Annotated in this window: 13 protein-coding genes; 2 read left to right on the top strand and 11 right to left on the bottom strand. The window is 64.0% G+C overall.

The features are described 5' to 3' along the window. Positions 1–12: 12 nt before the first annotated feature. Positions 13–486 (bottom strand): peptide-methionine (S)-S-oxide reductase MsrA, encoded by a 474-nt coding sequence (gene msrA, locus FBR05_07030; GenBank protein MDL1871943.1) that lies wholly within the window; start codon positions 484–486, stop codon positions 13–15. Between the two features lie 13 nt (positions 487–499). Beyond that, a complete protein-coding gene (locus FBR05_07035) occupies positions 500–1,246 on the bottom strand; it encodes a type 1 glutamine amidotransferase (protein MDL1871944.1) in 747 nt (248 codons plus the stop codon). Between the two features lie 219 nt (positions 1,247–1,465). Here FBR05_07035 and FBR05_07040 point away from each other — a divergent pair, with 219 nt between their 5' ends. After that, entirely contained in the window at positions 1,466–2,695 is a 1,230-nt protein-coding gene (locus tag FBR05_07040) for a hypothetical protein (GenBank protein MDL1871945.1), read from the top strand. 64 nt (positions 2,696–2,759) lie between these two features. Beyond that, complete coding sequence (locus FBR05_07045) at positions 2,760–3,026, top strand: DUF493 domain-containing protein (GenBank protein MDL1871946.1); 267 nt, start codon at positions 2,760–2,762, stop codon at positions 3,024–3,026. A 3-nt stretch (positions 3,027–3,029) separates the two neighbouring features. Here the strand turns inward: FBR05_07045 and FBR05_07050 are convergent, their stop codons facing one another. The 9 genes from FBR05_07050 to FBR05_07090 form a co-directional block, all read right to left on the bottom strand. Then, entirely contained in the window at positions 3,030–4,076 is a 1,047-nt protein-coding gene (locus FBR05_07050) for a hypothetical protein (GenBank protein ID MDL1871947.1), read from the bottom strand. 72 nt (positions 4,077–4,148) lie between these two features. Continuing rightward, a complete protein-coding gene (locus tag FBR05_07055; protein ID MDL1871948.1) occupies positions 4,149–5,414 on the bottom strand; it encodes a hypothetical protein in 1,266 nt (421 codons plus the stop codon). A gap of 182 nt (positions 5,415–5,596) precedes the next feature. Continuing rightward, the gene (locus FBR05_07060; protein ID MDL1871949.1) at positions 5,597–6,493 is read right to left on the bottom strand and encodes a hypothetical protein; all 897 of its coding nucleotides are present in this window, start codon (positions 6,491–6,493) and stop codon (positions 5,597–5,599) included. A gap of 1 nt (position 6,494) precedes the next feature. After that, positions 6,495–7,553, bottom strand: coding sequence for an NAD(P)-dependent glycerol-3-phosphate dehydrogenase (locus tag FBR05_07065; protein ID MDL1871950.1), 1,059 nt, complete (start codon positions 7,551–7,553; stop codon positions 6,495–6,497). Beyond that, positions 7,550–9,127: a hypothetical protein gene (locus FBR05_07070; GenBank protein MDL1871951.1), complete on the bottom strand. Its 1,578-nt coding sequence runs from the start codon at positions 9,125–9,127 to the stop codon at positions 7,550–7,552. Before FBR05_07070 ends, FBR05_07065 begins: the two co-directional genes overlap by 4 nt. 111 nt (positions 9,128–9,238) lie before the next feature. Then, positions 9,239–10,147, bottom strand: a complete 909-nt coding sequence (locus FBR05_07075) for an SGNH/GDSL hydrolase family protein (protein ID MDL1871952.1) — start codon at positions 10,145–10,147, stop codon at positions 9,239–9,241. A 26-nt stretch (positions 10,148–10,173) separates the two neighbouring features. Beyond that, on the bottom strand, positions 10,174–10,752 hold the full coding sequence (locus FBR05_07080) for a hypothetical protein (GenBank protein ID MDL1871953.1): 579 nt from the start codon (positions 10,750–10,752) through the stop codon (positions 10,174–10,176). Between the two features lie 204 nt (positions 10,753–10,956). Next, on the bottom strand, positions 10,957–12,327 hold the full coding sequence (locus FBR05_07085; protein MDL1871954.1) for a hypothetical protein: 1,371 nt from the start codon (positions 12,325–12,327) through the stop codon (positions 10,957–10,959). Positions 12,328–12,352: 25 nt separating this feature from the next. Beyond that, positions 12,353–15,346, bottom strand: coding sequence for a DNA polymerase III subunit alpha (locus FBR05_07090; GenBank protein MDL1871955.1), 2,994 nt, complete (start codon positions 15,344–15,346; stop codon positions 12,353–12,355). Positions 15,347–15,581 lie beyond the last annotated feature (235 nt).

Genomic DNA, 15,581 nt, shown 5'->3' on the forward strand with positions numbered 1-15,581 from the left:
GACCACAGCCCGTCAATAATGACAGTGCGACAAGCCCCGCTTCTCAAGGTAGCGCTGATGGTATTCCTCGCCCCGATAGAAAGTCCGCGCCGGCACGATCTCGGTGACGATGGGACGCCGGAAAGCCCCTGATCTATCCAGGACGTCTTTCTTCTCGCGGGCCTCGCGCTCCTGCTCCGGCGAATGAAAGAAGATCGCCGAGCGGTACTGTGAACCCACGTCGGGGCCCTGGCGGTTGGGCGTGGTGGGGTCGTGGTTCTTAAAGAAGATCTCCAGCAAGTCACCGTACGAGATCTTGGCCGGGTCGAACTCGACCTCTACCGCCTCCGCGTGGCCGGTCTCGTCGCTGCAGACGTCCTCGTAGGTGGGGTTTTCCGTGCGACCGCCGGTATAGCCGACGGCCGTCGCGACCACGCCGGGCGTGCGGCGGAAGGTCTCCTCGACGCCCCAGAAGCAGCCGGCGGCGAAGGTGGCTTTTTCGGTCATAGGAGGTCTCCTTTCAACGCGAGGGGAGGCGGAGGAATTTTTTCCGTTCCCCGAAAAGTTTGATGAATTCCCCAAAAGTCTTCTCGCTCAACTCCTTCAAGCGCGCGATGCGTCCCGGCGTCTCTTGCCGGATTCGGTCCGGGCAGGTGCGATGGCGGATCTCTTCCAACTCGCCCTGGTGTTGGGGCACCACCAACCAGCGCTCGATCATCGGCTCATCCACCTCGAGGTGGAACTGAAAGCCGTAGACGCGGTCGCCGTAGCGAAAGGCCTGATGCCGGCAATCCCGCGAGCTGGCCAGGTGGACCGCGTCCTTCGGCAGCTCGAAGGTGTCGCCGTGCCAGTGGAACAGGCTCTCCTCCTCTTGAAAATGCGCCAAGACCGGGTCCCGCCTCCCCGCTTCCGTCAAAGCGACCGGATGCCAGCCGATCTCGCGAACTCCGTTGCGCCTCACGGAGGCGCCCAGCGTGCGGGCGATGAGTTGCGATCCAAGGCAGATGCCCAGCACCGGCAGGCCGCGCTTCATGGCGGCCTCGATCATCCGCATCTCGTGGCTCAAGTGGGGAAAGCGCTCCTCCTGATCGACGTTCATCGGCCCGCCGAGCAGCACCAATCCGTCGTAGCCGTCGACCTCCGGGCGTTGATCGGGGAAGCGCCCGAAGTTGACGTAGCGAAGGCGGAAGCCCGCGTCTTTGAAGAGCGGATTCAGGGTGCCCAAGATTTCATAGCCGACATGCTGGCAGATCAGGATTTTTGCCATAACACCGTTGCGGGGTTGTCATCCCTCCGCGCGGGCCGGAAAACGAGGCCTCGAGTCGCCAATCCGAGACCGGCGCCGGCACAGCTGGAATTATTAAACAAAACATCTATTAATTTCAATAGCTTATAAAACGGGGCACGACTAAATCCCTCAAAATACTGGCACAAAACTTGCTCCGTCTTCCTTTGCTTGCCTCGGGGGCGCCCTGGAAGACAGGCCATGGCCCCACCTTCGGTTGTAAAAATCCCCTCTCAATCCCATAAAGTTCCAGAAATTCCTCCTTCCCCGCTCCCTCCCTCCCGCGACACGGAGGCGGTCCTCTCCGGGGGATCTTACCTCCCCGCCCTGACCATGGACCTCTCCACTTGGATCCCGCGGCTGTGGCGGAATACGGGCGACGGCGACGGGACGCCGGAGGATGGGCCCGGAGCGGCGGTTGCGGAGGCCTTCGAGGACGTTTTAGTGGCCGCCGAGGAGGCCTATCACGAGGCGGCGCGGGGCCTGGGCTGGGAAGAGACTCCCGTGGAAAGCACCGAGGCGGAGCCGGCCGTCTCCGACGAGGCCCTCATCGAAAATTTCCGCCAGCTGGAAAAACTCCCGGCGGAAGAACGCGCGATCCGATGGGAACAAATTTTGGAGCGCCTGCGCACCGAAGGGTTGCCCTGCGACGGCGAGGGCTGTGAAAGCTACGAGGCCTTCGTCGAATCCCTCGTGGGGCTCGGGGCCAACCTGCCCACCCGATTGCATTCCCTGCGCACTGCGATGGTCTTGCTGCACAACCACGACAACCTCGGCCACGAGCCCATCGAGCGGCCCATCGCGCTGGCCATCATGCCGAGCTGGGACCACAACGGCGCCTTCGGCGTCGGCAACGGCTTTCCCATCCTGGACACCCTGGAGGCGAGCGGCCGCTTCCATCTGATCTACGTGGAGGCCGACGACGAGGGCGACGTCATGACCGCCTTGCGGGAGGTCCACGCGTTGACCGGACGCCGCGTACATACCTTGTTGGTCGGCGGTCACGGCTCGCCCAACACCTTGGCGCTACGGGACGAGCATCTCGCCGCCCGGCCCGACGGGACCTTCGACGACACCGTCCACGTCGACACCGGCGATTTCCTGGCTGGAGAATTCGACGGCCTGGGGGATCTGTTGGAGCCCGACGGACAAATCCTGCTCGCCTCGTGCAGCAACGGCGCCAGCGGGGAGGAAAACCCCTTCAATCTGGGCAACTCCTTCTCCCGGGCCGCGCCCGGCCGGCGGGTCTATTGCCAGCGCGAGGAGGGAAACATCCTGAGCCTCGAAGTTTTGGAGGACGGTTCCTTGGAAGTCGAATGGTCGAATCACGCCCCCTACGTGGCCTTCTCGGCCGACGGGTCCCTGCCCGAGCTGCCGGCGGGCGGCGGGGTTCGGAACGCGGCGCGGGGGCAAAATACCTCCGCGGGCTAGGCCGGCCGCGAAAAACCCAGGTTTCACCTGCCCAGCGCCGCCGGGATTGTGCTAGACTGGCGGCATGAACCACTCGGACAGCCCCCTCACCTTCCCCTGCGAATTTCCTATCAAGGCCATGGGCCTGAAGCACCAACGCTTCGTGCAGAACGTCCTGGACATCGTGCTGCGCTATGCGCCCGACTTCCCGCCCCAATCCGTCGAGCTGCGTCCCAGCAGCCGGGGAAAATATTTGAGCGTGACTTGCACGATCACGGCCGTCTCCTTGGATCAAGTCAGCCGCATCTACACCGACCTCAAGGCGCATCCCGACGTCGCCATCGTCCTCTGAACTTCAAGCGGCCGCGGCCCTCTCCTCCTGGCGGATCATGTAGCGCAGGGCCGAAAGCAGGAACAGCACCAGGACCAAATCCAAGATGCCGAGCAGCTGCACCCGCACGAAGACGAAGACTTGGTTGATCAGCAAAGAGATCAGCAGGGCCTTTTCGAAAAAACGGTAGGCGAGCAGACGGCGCCGGCGCAGCAGTTGGAGGCCGCCGATCAAGACGAACAGCGAGCTGGCCAGGCCGGAACCGATCCCCATCTTATCCGAGAAGCTCAGGGCGTTCGGGTCCCGCAGCAACTCCGGCAGGCGGGCCCGGTATTCGATCAGGTCGATCAAGGCTGCGCCGAGAAAGACCGCGACCAACAGGCTGCGAAAGGACGGGCGGTTCATCAGGGCGAGGTATTTTCCCCGGAACCACGCCGCCCATCGCTCCCAAAAATAGGCCTCCCGGGGCGGCAGGGCCTCGACGCTTTCCAGCAAGCCTTGAACCGGCGCGGTGAAGGGGTTGGCGGGATCCGCCGCCTTCGCCAGTGCCAGGGCTCGCCCCTTGTTGTCCGCGTCCATCTCCATCAGGGCGCCTTCCTTGAGATACTCGATGGAATTGACGAGCGCCTCGTGCGGCGTCAGCATCCCCCCACGCAGGAGGGCGCGGGTCACCAGGTAGAGCAGGACAAAGAGGACGTAGATGATCGCGAAGGTGGGGCGGTAAAAATAGTCGTTGTCCTGGGTGACGAACTTGCCGACCTCGTCGATGAAAAGCCCAAAGCCGACGCCGCCGATCAGCGCGCCCCAGTGGCGCGCCCAACGCGTGATGATCGACTGCATGAGAATCAGCGCGGCCAGCATCAAAAGGCCGCCCCAGAGCATGTGGGCGATGTGCAGGCCTTTTCCTCCGATCTGCGGGTAGCCGGTGAGCCAGAGGAAGGCGCGCACGGTCAGGATGGTGGCGATGGCGGCGAGGACGAAGCGGTCGAAGAGCCGGTTGACGTCGTCGGCGCGCGCGGAGAGCCCCGCGACGTAGCGCCAATGCCTTTGGAATTCCCCGCCCCCGCTCATGGTTGGACCTCGAAAAAGCCAAAAAAAGGGGACCCGAAGGTCCCCTAATCCATGACAAACAGGCGTGCCCGCCTAATCCGATGCCGCTTTCTTGCCGCCCCAACGGCCGTGGATACCGATCGAGAAGGCGTTGGCGGAGGCGCCGACGAAGGAACCGCGGCCCGTGGGATTGCCCGTGCCGTTGTCGGTGACCGTGTTGCCGAACTCGTGGATATAGGCGATGTCCGCGCCGATATGCTTGTTCAGGTCCATGCTCATGCCCGCGGTCAGGTGATGCTCGATGGTCAGCGGGATGGTCAGGTTGCGGAAGGCGTTGGCCGGCGTGATCGGCGAGCGCCCGTAGTTGTAGCCCATGCGGATCGCGAGCGGGAGGTCGAACTTGGGATCGAAGCTGTATTCGAAGCCGCCGGCGAAGACGTATTGATCCCGCCATTGTAAACCGCCCAAGGCCAAGTCGCGGCCGATGAAGCCTGAGGACCAGTTGATCCAACGGAAATCGGTGAGTAGCCGAGCGCCCTCGAAGGGCTGGAAAGCCAGGCCAAAGGCGACTTCCTGCGGCAGATCCAGGCCCGTGTTGATCAGGTCGGAGTAGCGGTCGAACTGCTGGAAGATCTGCCGAGTGACGTAGGTGACGCCGATGCTCAGCTTCTTGATCGGCTTGTAAATCAAGCCGAAGCGACCGCCGACGCCTAGGGCGCTGTCGGTGCGGTTGGTCCCGGCGGTCTCCGGAAAGCCCGGCGCCAACACCACGCTGTCAGTCTGGAAGAAGGCATAGTTGATGTCCATTCCGACGCCGATGCTTAGGTTATCCAGGATCCGATAGGCGGCCGCGGGGGTCATCTTCAAATTGCCGTAGCGTCCGGAACGGTCGTACAAGTTGTTGGTGATGGCCTTGTTGAAGCGCGAGACCGGAAAATCGACCGAGAAACCCGCCGTGAAAAAAGCCCCTACGCCTAGGGACAATTTGTTGTTTTCCATGAAACTGAACACCATGCTGCCGCCGGGCAGCAGCAGGGCGTCGTCGTTGCCATTAACGAAGACCGCGTCGGGGTTGCCGGCAGGCGCAAGCGAGCTGCCCATCCGGGTGTTGGGGAGCGCGACGGTGAAGTTGAGGTCGGTCTGGTTGCCGACGTCGTTCATGCCCGCCGGATTGATGATGATGGTGTTCGAAGTCTTATCGCCCGCGACACCGGCGCCGCCCATGCCTAAACTCACGGGACCCGAGCTGATCGTACGCAGGCCATTACTCGCTTGGGCCATGGAGCCGAGGCCGAGACTCAAGGCGATCGCGAAAATTCCGGTGAAAATGCGGGAAGTGAATTTGAAGATAGGTTGCATAGCTTTCCCCCTTCGCGGTCATTTATAAACGATTTGTACGCCTTTCCCAAACAATAACTTGAAAAATTTCATGACGCCTCGGGTCAAAAAAATAATTTTGCAATCTTGGCACGGAATTCGCTAAAATATTTAAATCTCCTCGCGTTTGCGTCCTGCAAATTTGCGATAGTGGGTTTTTGTCCTTAAAACTTTCCCAAACGCCGCCATTTCTCCCGCGAGATAAGCTTCCGTTTCAAAGCATCCGAGCCCAGCTCCCGGACGTCGCCGAAGCGGTAACCCGGCGCGCTCGATACCGCGTCCCGCGCGGCGCGCACGCAGGCGAGGTCCACCAATCCTTCCTGGTAAAGGGCCAAGGCGAGTTGCCAGGCCCCCCGCACCGCGACCAAACGCTCCCCGTATTTCTTGAAGTCTTGAGGCCGCGAGTTCCTCTCGAGATGGATGTAGATCCTGCCCACGCGGCCGTGCGCCTCCGGGATCCTTCCGGCCGCTTCCAAGATATACCGGCGATCGTCCGCGGCAACCCTTTCCATGGCCAAGGCCTCGTCCAGCTTTTCGGCCTTAAGTTCTCCGTGCAGCCACCGCGCGTAGAGCGAATAGGCCGCCGCGTCTAGCTCGTAATCGTCGCCGAACAGGTACTCCCGGGCGCGCGGCCGGTCCAGGCGGCCGCGCAGCAGCGCCGCCACCTTAAAGCCCAGTTGCTCGAAGAGGCGGCCCGGACGCAGCTCGAGCAGGGTGCGCAGCCAGTCTTTGAAGGTGATGCCGTCGTGCTCGACCCCGTCCAGGAGCATCTTCCCTTCGATCGTGCCGCGCAGGAAGGGCGGGCTAGCGGAGATAAAATAGAGCGGCCGGCACTCGATCTCGCGGCCGGGGCCGCGGCGCAGGCCGCGCAGGACCTCGGGCATGCCGGGGATCGCCCGCTTGTCGACGGAGAATTCCACCGGCACCCGCGCCAAGCCCCGCCAGGAGGAAAAGGCCGTCGAGAGGTAGGTCTTGTCGATGTCCCAAACGAAGGCCGGCCCCGCATACTCCGCGGGCAAGACGCGGTCGTTGCCGACGCTGAGCGGATAGCCCCGGCCCATACTAGAAGCTTCCCTTCGCCCGCCCGTTCTCACGGCCGGGAGGGCGCTCCATCAGACGATGGAGCAGGTCCTGAACCTTCTGGCCCTCGAAGAAGGCGCCGTGCACCGCGCGGACCATCGGCAAGTCCAGCCCCAAGAGCTTGGACTGCGCGTGCACCGAGCGCGTGGCCGACACGCCTTCGACCACCTGTCCCGAGGACTGTAGAATATCCTCGAGCTTCTCCCCCCTGGCGAAGCGCACACCCGTGCGGAAGTTGCGGCTCAGGTTCGAGCTGCAGGTCGCCATCAGGTCGCCGATGCCCGCGAGGCCGGTGAAGGTCACGGGGTCGGCGCCCAGCGCGGCGCCGTAAAGGGTCATCTCGTAGAGTCCGCGCGTCACGATCAGGGCCTTGGTGTTGTCGCCGAAGCCAAGGCCGTGCGCGGCGCCCGACATCAAGGCGATGATGTTCTTGAAGGCGCCGCCGATCTCGGTGCCGATGACGTCGCTGCCCGCATAGAGCCGGAAAGGGCTGCCTGCGAACAAGGCCTGGGCCTTCCGGACCACCTCTTCGTAATGCGAGGCCACGGTAGCGCCCGCGGGATTGCCGGCCATCAGCTCCTCGGAGAGGCTGGGGCCCGAGATCACGCCGATCTTCAAGGCGCAGGTCTCCTCGCGCAGGACCTCGGACATGCGCTTGAAGGTGCCGGGCTCGATGCCCTTCGTGGAATGCACCAGGACTTGATCTCCCGTTATGTAATCGCCGACCTGCCTCGCGACGTCTCGGAAGCCCTTGGAGGGGACCGCGATGAGGACGAAGGGGACCCCCGCGATGGAGCTCGCGAGGTCCGTGGTCGCCTCGAGGTTGGGCGGCAGCTTCAATTCGGGAAAATAGGCCTTGTTGGTGTGGCGCCGGTTGATCTCTTGGGCCTGCTCCTCGCGCCGTACCCAAAGCCGCACCTTGCGGCGGTTGCGGGCCAGCAGCGTGGCCAGGGCGGTGCCGAAACTACCGCCGCCCACCACCAGGGCCTCGAGGCCGGAGGGCGCGGCGGCAGGTTTCTTTTTGGGATTCCTCGCCGTCATGAGATCGGCTCCACGAAGGAAAGGCGGTTTTGGTAGTACAGCAGCAGTTGCCGATCGTAGTGAAACAGGCGATCCCCCTTCCGCTCCAGGACCGGGTGTTTGTGATAGCTCTTCAAGTGTGCCAGCGCCTTGCCGAAGACCGCGGCCGGGTCGGAGACCTCGAGCTCCGGGTCCAGCCGCAGGACTCCGCGCTTTTGCAGGTCGCGCAGGTTCCGGATCGTCCCCTGGAGCCGGCGGTAGACCTCGGTCATGGTCAGGCTATCCTGCGCACCGCCGCTGCGGAGCAGCCGGTAGAGGTCCATCTTGGGGTTGACCTCCCGCAGCCAGCGCCAGACAACGTGGGCTACCGTCTGCACGCTGCCGATCACCGTGTCCCGGCGGTAGGAATCGAGGATGCTCTTCGCGAGCTCCAGCGTGTATTCCTGGTCGCGCTGCGGGTCGAAGCGGTACTCGCCGTCCTGCACGACGTACTTGCGCCGGTCGATCTCGCGGCCGCGGTGATCGAGGGAGCGGCCCTCGGCGTCGACGGGATTTCCGAAGACGTCCAGCGGACGCGAGAAAACGACGTGGATGCGGGACTCGAGGGAGAAGAGGCCCTGCAGGAATTCCAAGATGCGCTTCACCTGGGCGAATTCGTCGTCCTCGATGATGTAGCGGGCCTTCCCTTCCTCTTTGAGATAGTCCTCGATGAGCGTCTCTGCCTCCAAGACCAACTGGTAATTCAAGGTGCAGGGCACGACAAAGATGTCCGGGTTGGGCTTGTCGTGGCGCAGGTTGTGGATGTAGGCATTCAACCCCATCCCGAGCAGGCCCAGCTTCAGCCGGCTCTCGACCTTGCCCGAGCGACTGCGCGTCCCGCCGGGAAAGAAGAGGTTGTGGTAGCCCAGCTCCATCGAATAGCCGGCGTAGACCTTGAGGACGTCCTTGTAGAGGGGGGCCTTCTTGCGGCGGTCGACCTTGTAGGCGCCGAGATGGTCCATGAAGAAACCGATCAGCTTGTTGTGGAACAGATTGAGTCCGGCCCCGTAAAGGAAGGGCGGCAGGCCCAGGCGATAGAGCACGTAGCCGATCAGGGGGCTGTCGAGGTTGCTGCAGTGGGTGGGCACCAGGATCATGGTGCCCTGCTTCGAGAGCTGCTGGAATTCCTCGGTGTGGCCTTCGATCAAAATTTGGTCGTCGACCTTGCCGAGGCCCTTGGGAAAGTGGCTGATCAGGCGCAGCGGGCTCAAGGTGTTGAGCAGGAGATTCAGGCCGACGGGGACAATCTGGGTGGCGATGCGGTACATGGGCTCGCTGAAGTGGCCCAAGACCTCCTCGGCGAAGTGCCGGACGATCTCGGCCAAGACCTCGCGCTGCTCCTCGGGCCCGCCGCGCAGGGCGCGGGCCTGCATCTTTCGGTAAAACTTCCCTTCCGCCGCGGCCTTCTTGCGGTCCCGCTCGGTCTCGAGGCGCCGCCGCTCTTCATAGAGGGTGTCGAAGATCAGGGCCTCGATCTTGCCCGGATCGCGGGCCTTGTCTTGCAGGACGCGCTCCACGACCTCCACCACCATGCGTTTCTGATCGGCGGGCTTCACCCCGAAATTATAGCCGGGGCCCCGGAGCCCGGCAAAGCATTTGCCCGGACCTCCCCAAAAAGAAAAGGCGGCCCTCCGTCCCGAGGGCCGCCCGGTCTTTCGATCTCTCGATCAAAGCGAATTGAAGACCGCCAAGAATGTGTCGGCGATCGTCTTGTAGCCGGCCGCATTCGCGTGGATGTCCGGCATAAGCCCGCTCATCGGGTTGGGGCACATATAGGTCCATTGGCAGATCAGGCCCACGTTGATCGGCACCATGTTGAAGGGCGGCGGAAAGGGCACCATGTCCGTGAAGTTGTTCGACTGGAAGGAGGCCGCGACGTCCGCCACGGGGAAGCCGTTCAAGCCATAGACCGCCTTCAACACTTGGGTGTTGAAGACCTCCTGCAGGGCGGCTGTCGCCATTGCCTGGGCCTGTCCCACCGGACCGGTCAGCCAAGAGGCGAGCAGCGGGTTGTAGTAGGTCATGCCGATGACCGGGAAAACCCCGTCCGAGGCCGAAAACAGGCCGCTGGAGATCAGGCTTAGGTTCGAGCCGATCTGGGGAAAAAGCGCCGCGAAGCAGGCCTGGACCTGGGCCGGATCGGGGAGCTCCAGACAATCCGATCCCAAGACGTCGTTCGCGCCGATACTGAGCGTCACCAGGAGGATCTGTTCTTGGTTTGCGACCAGGAACTCCAAAGCGTCGTCGAGTTGAGAGCCCGTCTCGTAGTCGTCGCAGATCCCGCCGTTGACCATCGTGACCGTCGTCTCGCCGGGACAGCCCAGCTTGACGAGCTGGAGATTCGGGAACTCGGCCAGCAGGGCCGCGTAGATCTGGTCGGCATAGCCCTCGTCGGTCTCGACATCTTCGCCCGTCGTCGGGTCCTGCTGGACGCCGACCGCAAGCGAATCGCCCAAGGCGACATAATACAAGACGTCGCCGCCGCCGCTGCCGGTGCAGGCGGAAAAGGAGAATGTGGCGACGATGGCGATCAAGAAGAGCTTAAGAGAGCTTCTTAAGCGGCGTTGGCTGTTCATGGATACCCCCCTTCAGGTAATGAGGTTCAGCCCCCCATGAGACCTTGTTTGAATTCCGCGCCCGGAGGATTCGGCCCGATCCAGCAGGCGAACATCGCGTCGGCGAATTCCTTGCCGGCAATCGTGCCCTTCACCTTGCCCCGCACGCTGACCGTGGTCCCTTGGCCGGGGACGTAGGTGAAGGTCATCTTGTCGCCCTCGGCCATGTCCGACATGTAGGAACAGAGCGTGTCGAATTGCGCCTTGAGGGCGGCCTCCTGGGCCGGGGAATTGTTCTTGAGCCCGTCGTACCAGGCCTTGCACATCTTGGCCTTCTCGACGTCGTGCAGGAAATGCATGTCGAGGCCGCGTTCGGTGTCGCCGGCCAGGACCTTTTCGGAGCTGTTCATCTTCGAAGGAAGATAGAGCCCGGCGACGTAGACCTTCACGACGAATTTCTTTCGGACGCCCATGCCGTTGAGGACGAGAGATTTGCCGCCGACCTGCATCGTATCCGGCATCGTCACTCCCTCGAGAGTGCCGGCGCCGGCGGGCGAAGCGAACAAGAACAGGAAGGCGAAGACAAGAAACTTCCGCATGACAACCCCCATTCTTTGAGAGACCAAAGCTTGAAGCTTTGCTTGAATTCTAATGAGTTTTTGTACGCTTGACCACGTTCTTGTTTGACTCGGCGCGACAAGAAAAGCGCAAATATTCGCAATGATTCGCTATTTTTCGATGGATGGAATTTAGTACGGACGGTTCTCGAGTGGGCGGCTCCCGGCGGATTTCGCCACGGCGGGGGATTTTTTGAGTCTTTTGCCCGGAAATTATTCCAACGCCGCCGCCTGTCCGTTGCCGCCGAGCAGGCCCACGCTGAACCCGAAAGCCGGCAAGGAAGAAGCCGCGAGCGGCGCGACCGGGACTTCCGCGGAATAACGCGCGACCGATCCGTCCGGCAGGCCCGCCGCGATCTCGAGGGCGTAATTCCCGGCGAGGAACTGACCTCCGTCGCGGCGCGTGAGGTGCGTGTAGCCGTTTTGGTGCCAGACGCGGTCGTAGACATGACGCGCCGCCTTGCCGCTCGGGTCGACCACTCTCGCCTCGCGGATCTCGACGGGTCCGTCGAATTGATGGCGGAAGACTAGATGGACCAGCGGCTCGCCGGTCGCCGTGTTCCGCACCAATTGGAAGACGCGCGTGATCCTGCCGTCGGGCGCGACGGCCGCGTCGGGAACCAGCGCCGTTCCCCCGGAAATCGATCCCGCCAAGGGCTCGGTGACGAAGGCCGAAACGATCGAGCTCTCGAAGGTCCCATAGGACATCCACAGATAACCCGAATCCCCCCAATTGGTCCCGAAGCTGTTCTGGAGGCGGTAGGCCCCCAGCCCCTGCGTCGGATCGCCGAGCGCGTCGTTATAGCCGATCAAGAGCATGCCGTGGCCGACCAACTTGCCGGTCGTCTTGTTGATCTCGAAGGGACCGCTGCCGTAGTAGACGTCCGATCCCTGCAAGAGGCTAAAGCCGTCGTAGAGGTGTCCCGCGAAGGCGACGGCATGACCCGCCGCGAGGTAGGCTTTGATGAGGTCGCGGTCCTGGGGCGAAACGTAACTCCAGCTGCCGATTTTGAAGGCGGGATCCGAAAGCGTGCCTAGGTCGATGCCGCCCAGATAAGTGCAATTAGGTTGATAGGGCACCGTCGTCATGCTGGGCGCACCGTTGCGCACCAGAAAGTTGAGATAAGGCGGCTCCATCGTGCCGGTCGGACAGCTCCGCGACTCTTGATTCAGGACATAGGCGTAGAGATAGGCCGCGCTGACCTGGTGGTCGGGGTCCTCGACGCCCCACTGCTGGGTGAGATTGGCGGTATAGCTGCCCAAACCGTAGGCCGCCGACCACGAGATGCAGGAGCCCGGTGAACCCTCGCCCTGGCTGCAGAGCGAACAGGTCCCTTGCTGCTGGATCGGCGGCGTACCGGAAAGCAGGACCGAGGTCGGCGTCGCGGAGGGGCTGGGCGTCGCCTCGAGTGAGGCCCAGGGCCCGACGCCTTTTGGATAAGCCGCGATCTCTTCATCGTCGGCCAGGATGGCGCCATAGAGCGCCCCGGTCTCGTCGTCTTCCAAGATCAGGGATCCCGAGCCGTTGCAGGCGGCGATCGCGGCCAGCCCCAGCGTTAAACACAAAATTTTTTTAAGGTGCATGGTCCGACCTTTCCAAAGGTGGCCATTATCCCTCAAGCCGCGCGGCGGCCACAATCTTTTCCGTCCCGGCCTCGCGGATTTTTCCGGCGACGGTCCGCTCGACGGGGCTCGCCTGCGCGACGTTCAGGGAGATCGCGCCCAACTCGTCGGCGACCTCGCCGGTCAGCAGAAAGGGCTGGCGCGCGTTGAGGCGCGGGGCGTTGCGCCGGAAGGAATCGGGAAAAAAGGTCGTCTCGTAGATCCCCGTCTCGTCCTCGAAGCTCATAAATTCCATCGCCTCGCCGTGCTTGGTGCTCACCACCTTGCCGGTGATCAGCCAGCCGACCGTGCGCACGCGGCGCCCGACGTGGCGGGCGAGCTCGCAGGCGGGAACGAGGTCGAGGCGATTCAGCGCCTCCTCGTAGAGGCGCAACGGATGGAATCGGTAGAGCAATCCCAAAGTCTCCAGCTCGTCCTGGATCTTCTGCGCCTCGGGATAGTCCTCGAGCGCCGGGATCCAAGCCCCCTCCTCCTTCCACCCCAGGACGGGATCGCGGCCGGCCTCGCGGTGCCGCTGCAGCAATTGCCACATCAGCTGCGGCCGGTTGAGCCGGGGCTCGAGGGAATCGAAGGCTCCGGCGCGCAGCAGGATCTTCAGGTCGGAGAGCGGGAGCGCGACGCGGGCGAGCAGATCGTCCAAGGAGCGGTAAGGACCTCGCTCCCGCTCCCGCAGCAGGGCCTCGAGCGACTCGCGGCGCGCGCCTTGCAGCTGCTGCAGTCCGATGCGCAGCTCGCGGCCCTGCCCGGCGTAGGCCAGCGCGGAGGCGTTGGCGTCGGGGCCGAGGATGGCGAGCCCCAGGCGCCGCGCCTCGGAAAGATAGGCGAAGGTCGAGTAGAAGCCGCCGCCGTTCGAGATCACCGCCGCCATGAACTCGGCGGGATAGTGCGCCCTCAGGTAGGCCGACTGGTAGGAGACCTTCGCGTAGGAGGCGCTGTGCGGCTTGCAGAAGCTGTAGCCGGCGAAGCTCATCATCATCTCCCAGATCGCCTCGATCTGCCCGGGGCTCGCGCCGCGCGCGAGGGCGCCCGCCCAAAAGCGCTCGCGGTACTCGCGCAGTTTTTTCTCGGCGCGTTTCTTGGTCAAGGTCTTGCGCAGGCCGTCGCCCTCGATCGCGTCGAAGCCGGCGACGGCCATCGCCGCCTTCGTCACGTCCTCCTGGTAGACCATGATGCCGTAGCTCTCCTCGAGCAGGCCCTCCAGCAGCGGGTGCAGCGGCGCGTAGGGCTTGCCGCGGAGGCGCCGCACGTACTCGTTGATGTAGCGGTTGGAGGCGGGCCGGATGATCGAGGAGTGGATCACCAGGTGCGGGTAGTCCCCGACCCGCGCCTTATGCTGCAGCTGCCGAGTCGCGGGCGACTCGATGTAGAAGACGCCCATCGTGTCGCCGCGGGCGATCATCGCCCGGGTCGCGGCGTCCTCCGTCGGATCGAGGCTTTCGTAGGAAAGTTCCGTCCCCGTGTGGCGCGCGACGGCGGCGAGGGCGTCGCGCACCACCGCGAGCGAGCGGTTGCCCAACACGTCGATCTTCACCAGGCCAAAATCTTCGGTCTGGTCTTTTTCCCATTGCAGGATGTTCACGCCCTTGGCCGCCCGCTGCAGGGGCACATAGCGCCGCAGGTCGTCGGGGACGATGACGACGCCCCCCGCGTGCACCGAGAGGTGGCGGGGGAAGTCGCGCAGGCGCTCGGCCCAGCGCAGGATCTTGTCCCAGGGCTCGGGGAGGCGCCGGGGCGGAAAACGCAGTAGCTTCTCGGTCGCGCGGCCGATCTCGTCGTCGGGCAGGCCCAGCACCTTGGCCACCTCGCGCAGCGTCGCCTGCGGCTGGAGGCGGACGTGGTTGGCGACGCAGGCGGCGCGCAGCGGGCCGTACTTTTGAAAGATGTAATCGAAGACCTTGTCGCGCTCGTCCCAGGGGAAGTCGATGTCGGCGTCGGGCGGATCCTTGCGGCCCGGATTGAGGAAGCGCTCGAAGAAGAGGTTGTAGGCGATGGGGTCGACGTGGGTGATGCCCAGGCAATAGGAGACGAGGCTCGCCGCGACCGAGCCGCGGCCGCAGGTGCGCGGCGCCTGCTTGACGATGTCCTCGACGACCAGGAAGTAGTGCGTAAAACCCTTCTCGCGGATCACCCGCAGCTCGTAGTCGAGGCGCTCGAGGACCTGGGGCGTCAGGCTCCCGTAGCGGCGCAGCGCCCCCTGGTGGCACTTCCAACGCAATGTAAAGAAGGCCTCGGTCGCGGAGAACTCGGCGAAGGGCGGAAAGACCGTCTCTCCCAGGCGCCAGTCGGCGTGCAGCTCGCGGGCGAGGCGCGCGGCGTTGGCGAGGGCCTCGGGGGCGTAGCCCAGCTTCTCGGTCATCCAGGCTTGATCGCAGAAAAACCTGTCGGAAGGCGCGAGCCCCGCCGGGTCGAGGCGCGAAAGCTTGGTGTTGCCGGCTATCGCCCGCAACATGCGGTGCAGCGCAGCCTCGCGAGGCTTTAAAAAATAGACGTCGTTCGTCGCCACCGGCTTCAGGCCCTGCTCGGCGGCGAAACGCAGCAGGGGGCGGTTTTCGGTCAAGGGGACGATCTCGACGTAGAGATCCTCGGGCCCCGTCTCGCGGCGCAGGGCCTCCAGCAGGGCCGCGTCGCGGCTCAAGACGGCGAGATGGGTACGGTCCTCCAGCAGGGCCGCGCGCAGCGAGAAGCTTGCCTCGAGGTGGAAGTCGGAGGCGAGCCGGCAGATCCGTTCATAACCCTTGGGGTCGCGGGCCAGGAGGACCGCCGCGCCGTCGGCGGAGGGCAGCTCGACGCCGCAGAGCGGACGGATGCCGTACTCGCCGCAGAGCTTGACGAAGTCGACCCAGCCGTAGAGCCCGCCCAGGTCGGTGAGCGCCAGCGAGTCCATCCCCGCCTCATGCGCGGCCGCCACCAGGCGTTCCAACGAGGCGGTGCCGCTCATCATCGAGTGGTAGGAGCGGCAGTGCAGGTGGGCGAATTTCACTTCAACGCCCTCCCCGTCCGGACGACGGCGCGGCCGTACTTGCTGCGCAGCCCGTCGAGCGCGGCGAGCAGCCGCTCCTCGCGCGCCTCGTCAAGAGTCCCTTGAAAAGCGTGTTTTATTCCCGCCGACCGCCGGCGGTTTTTCCACAGGCCGTCGAAAAAATCCCCCTGCCGGAAGACGGGCCCCAGTTCTTCCAGGCTGAGCGAGAAGGCCTTCAGCGCCACGCGCCGCTCGC

Source organism: Deltaproteobacteria bacterium PRO3 (assembly GCA_030263375.1).
Lineage (GTDB): Bacteria > UBA10199 > UBA10199 > DSSB01 > DSSB01 > DSSB01.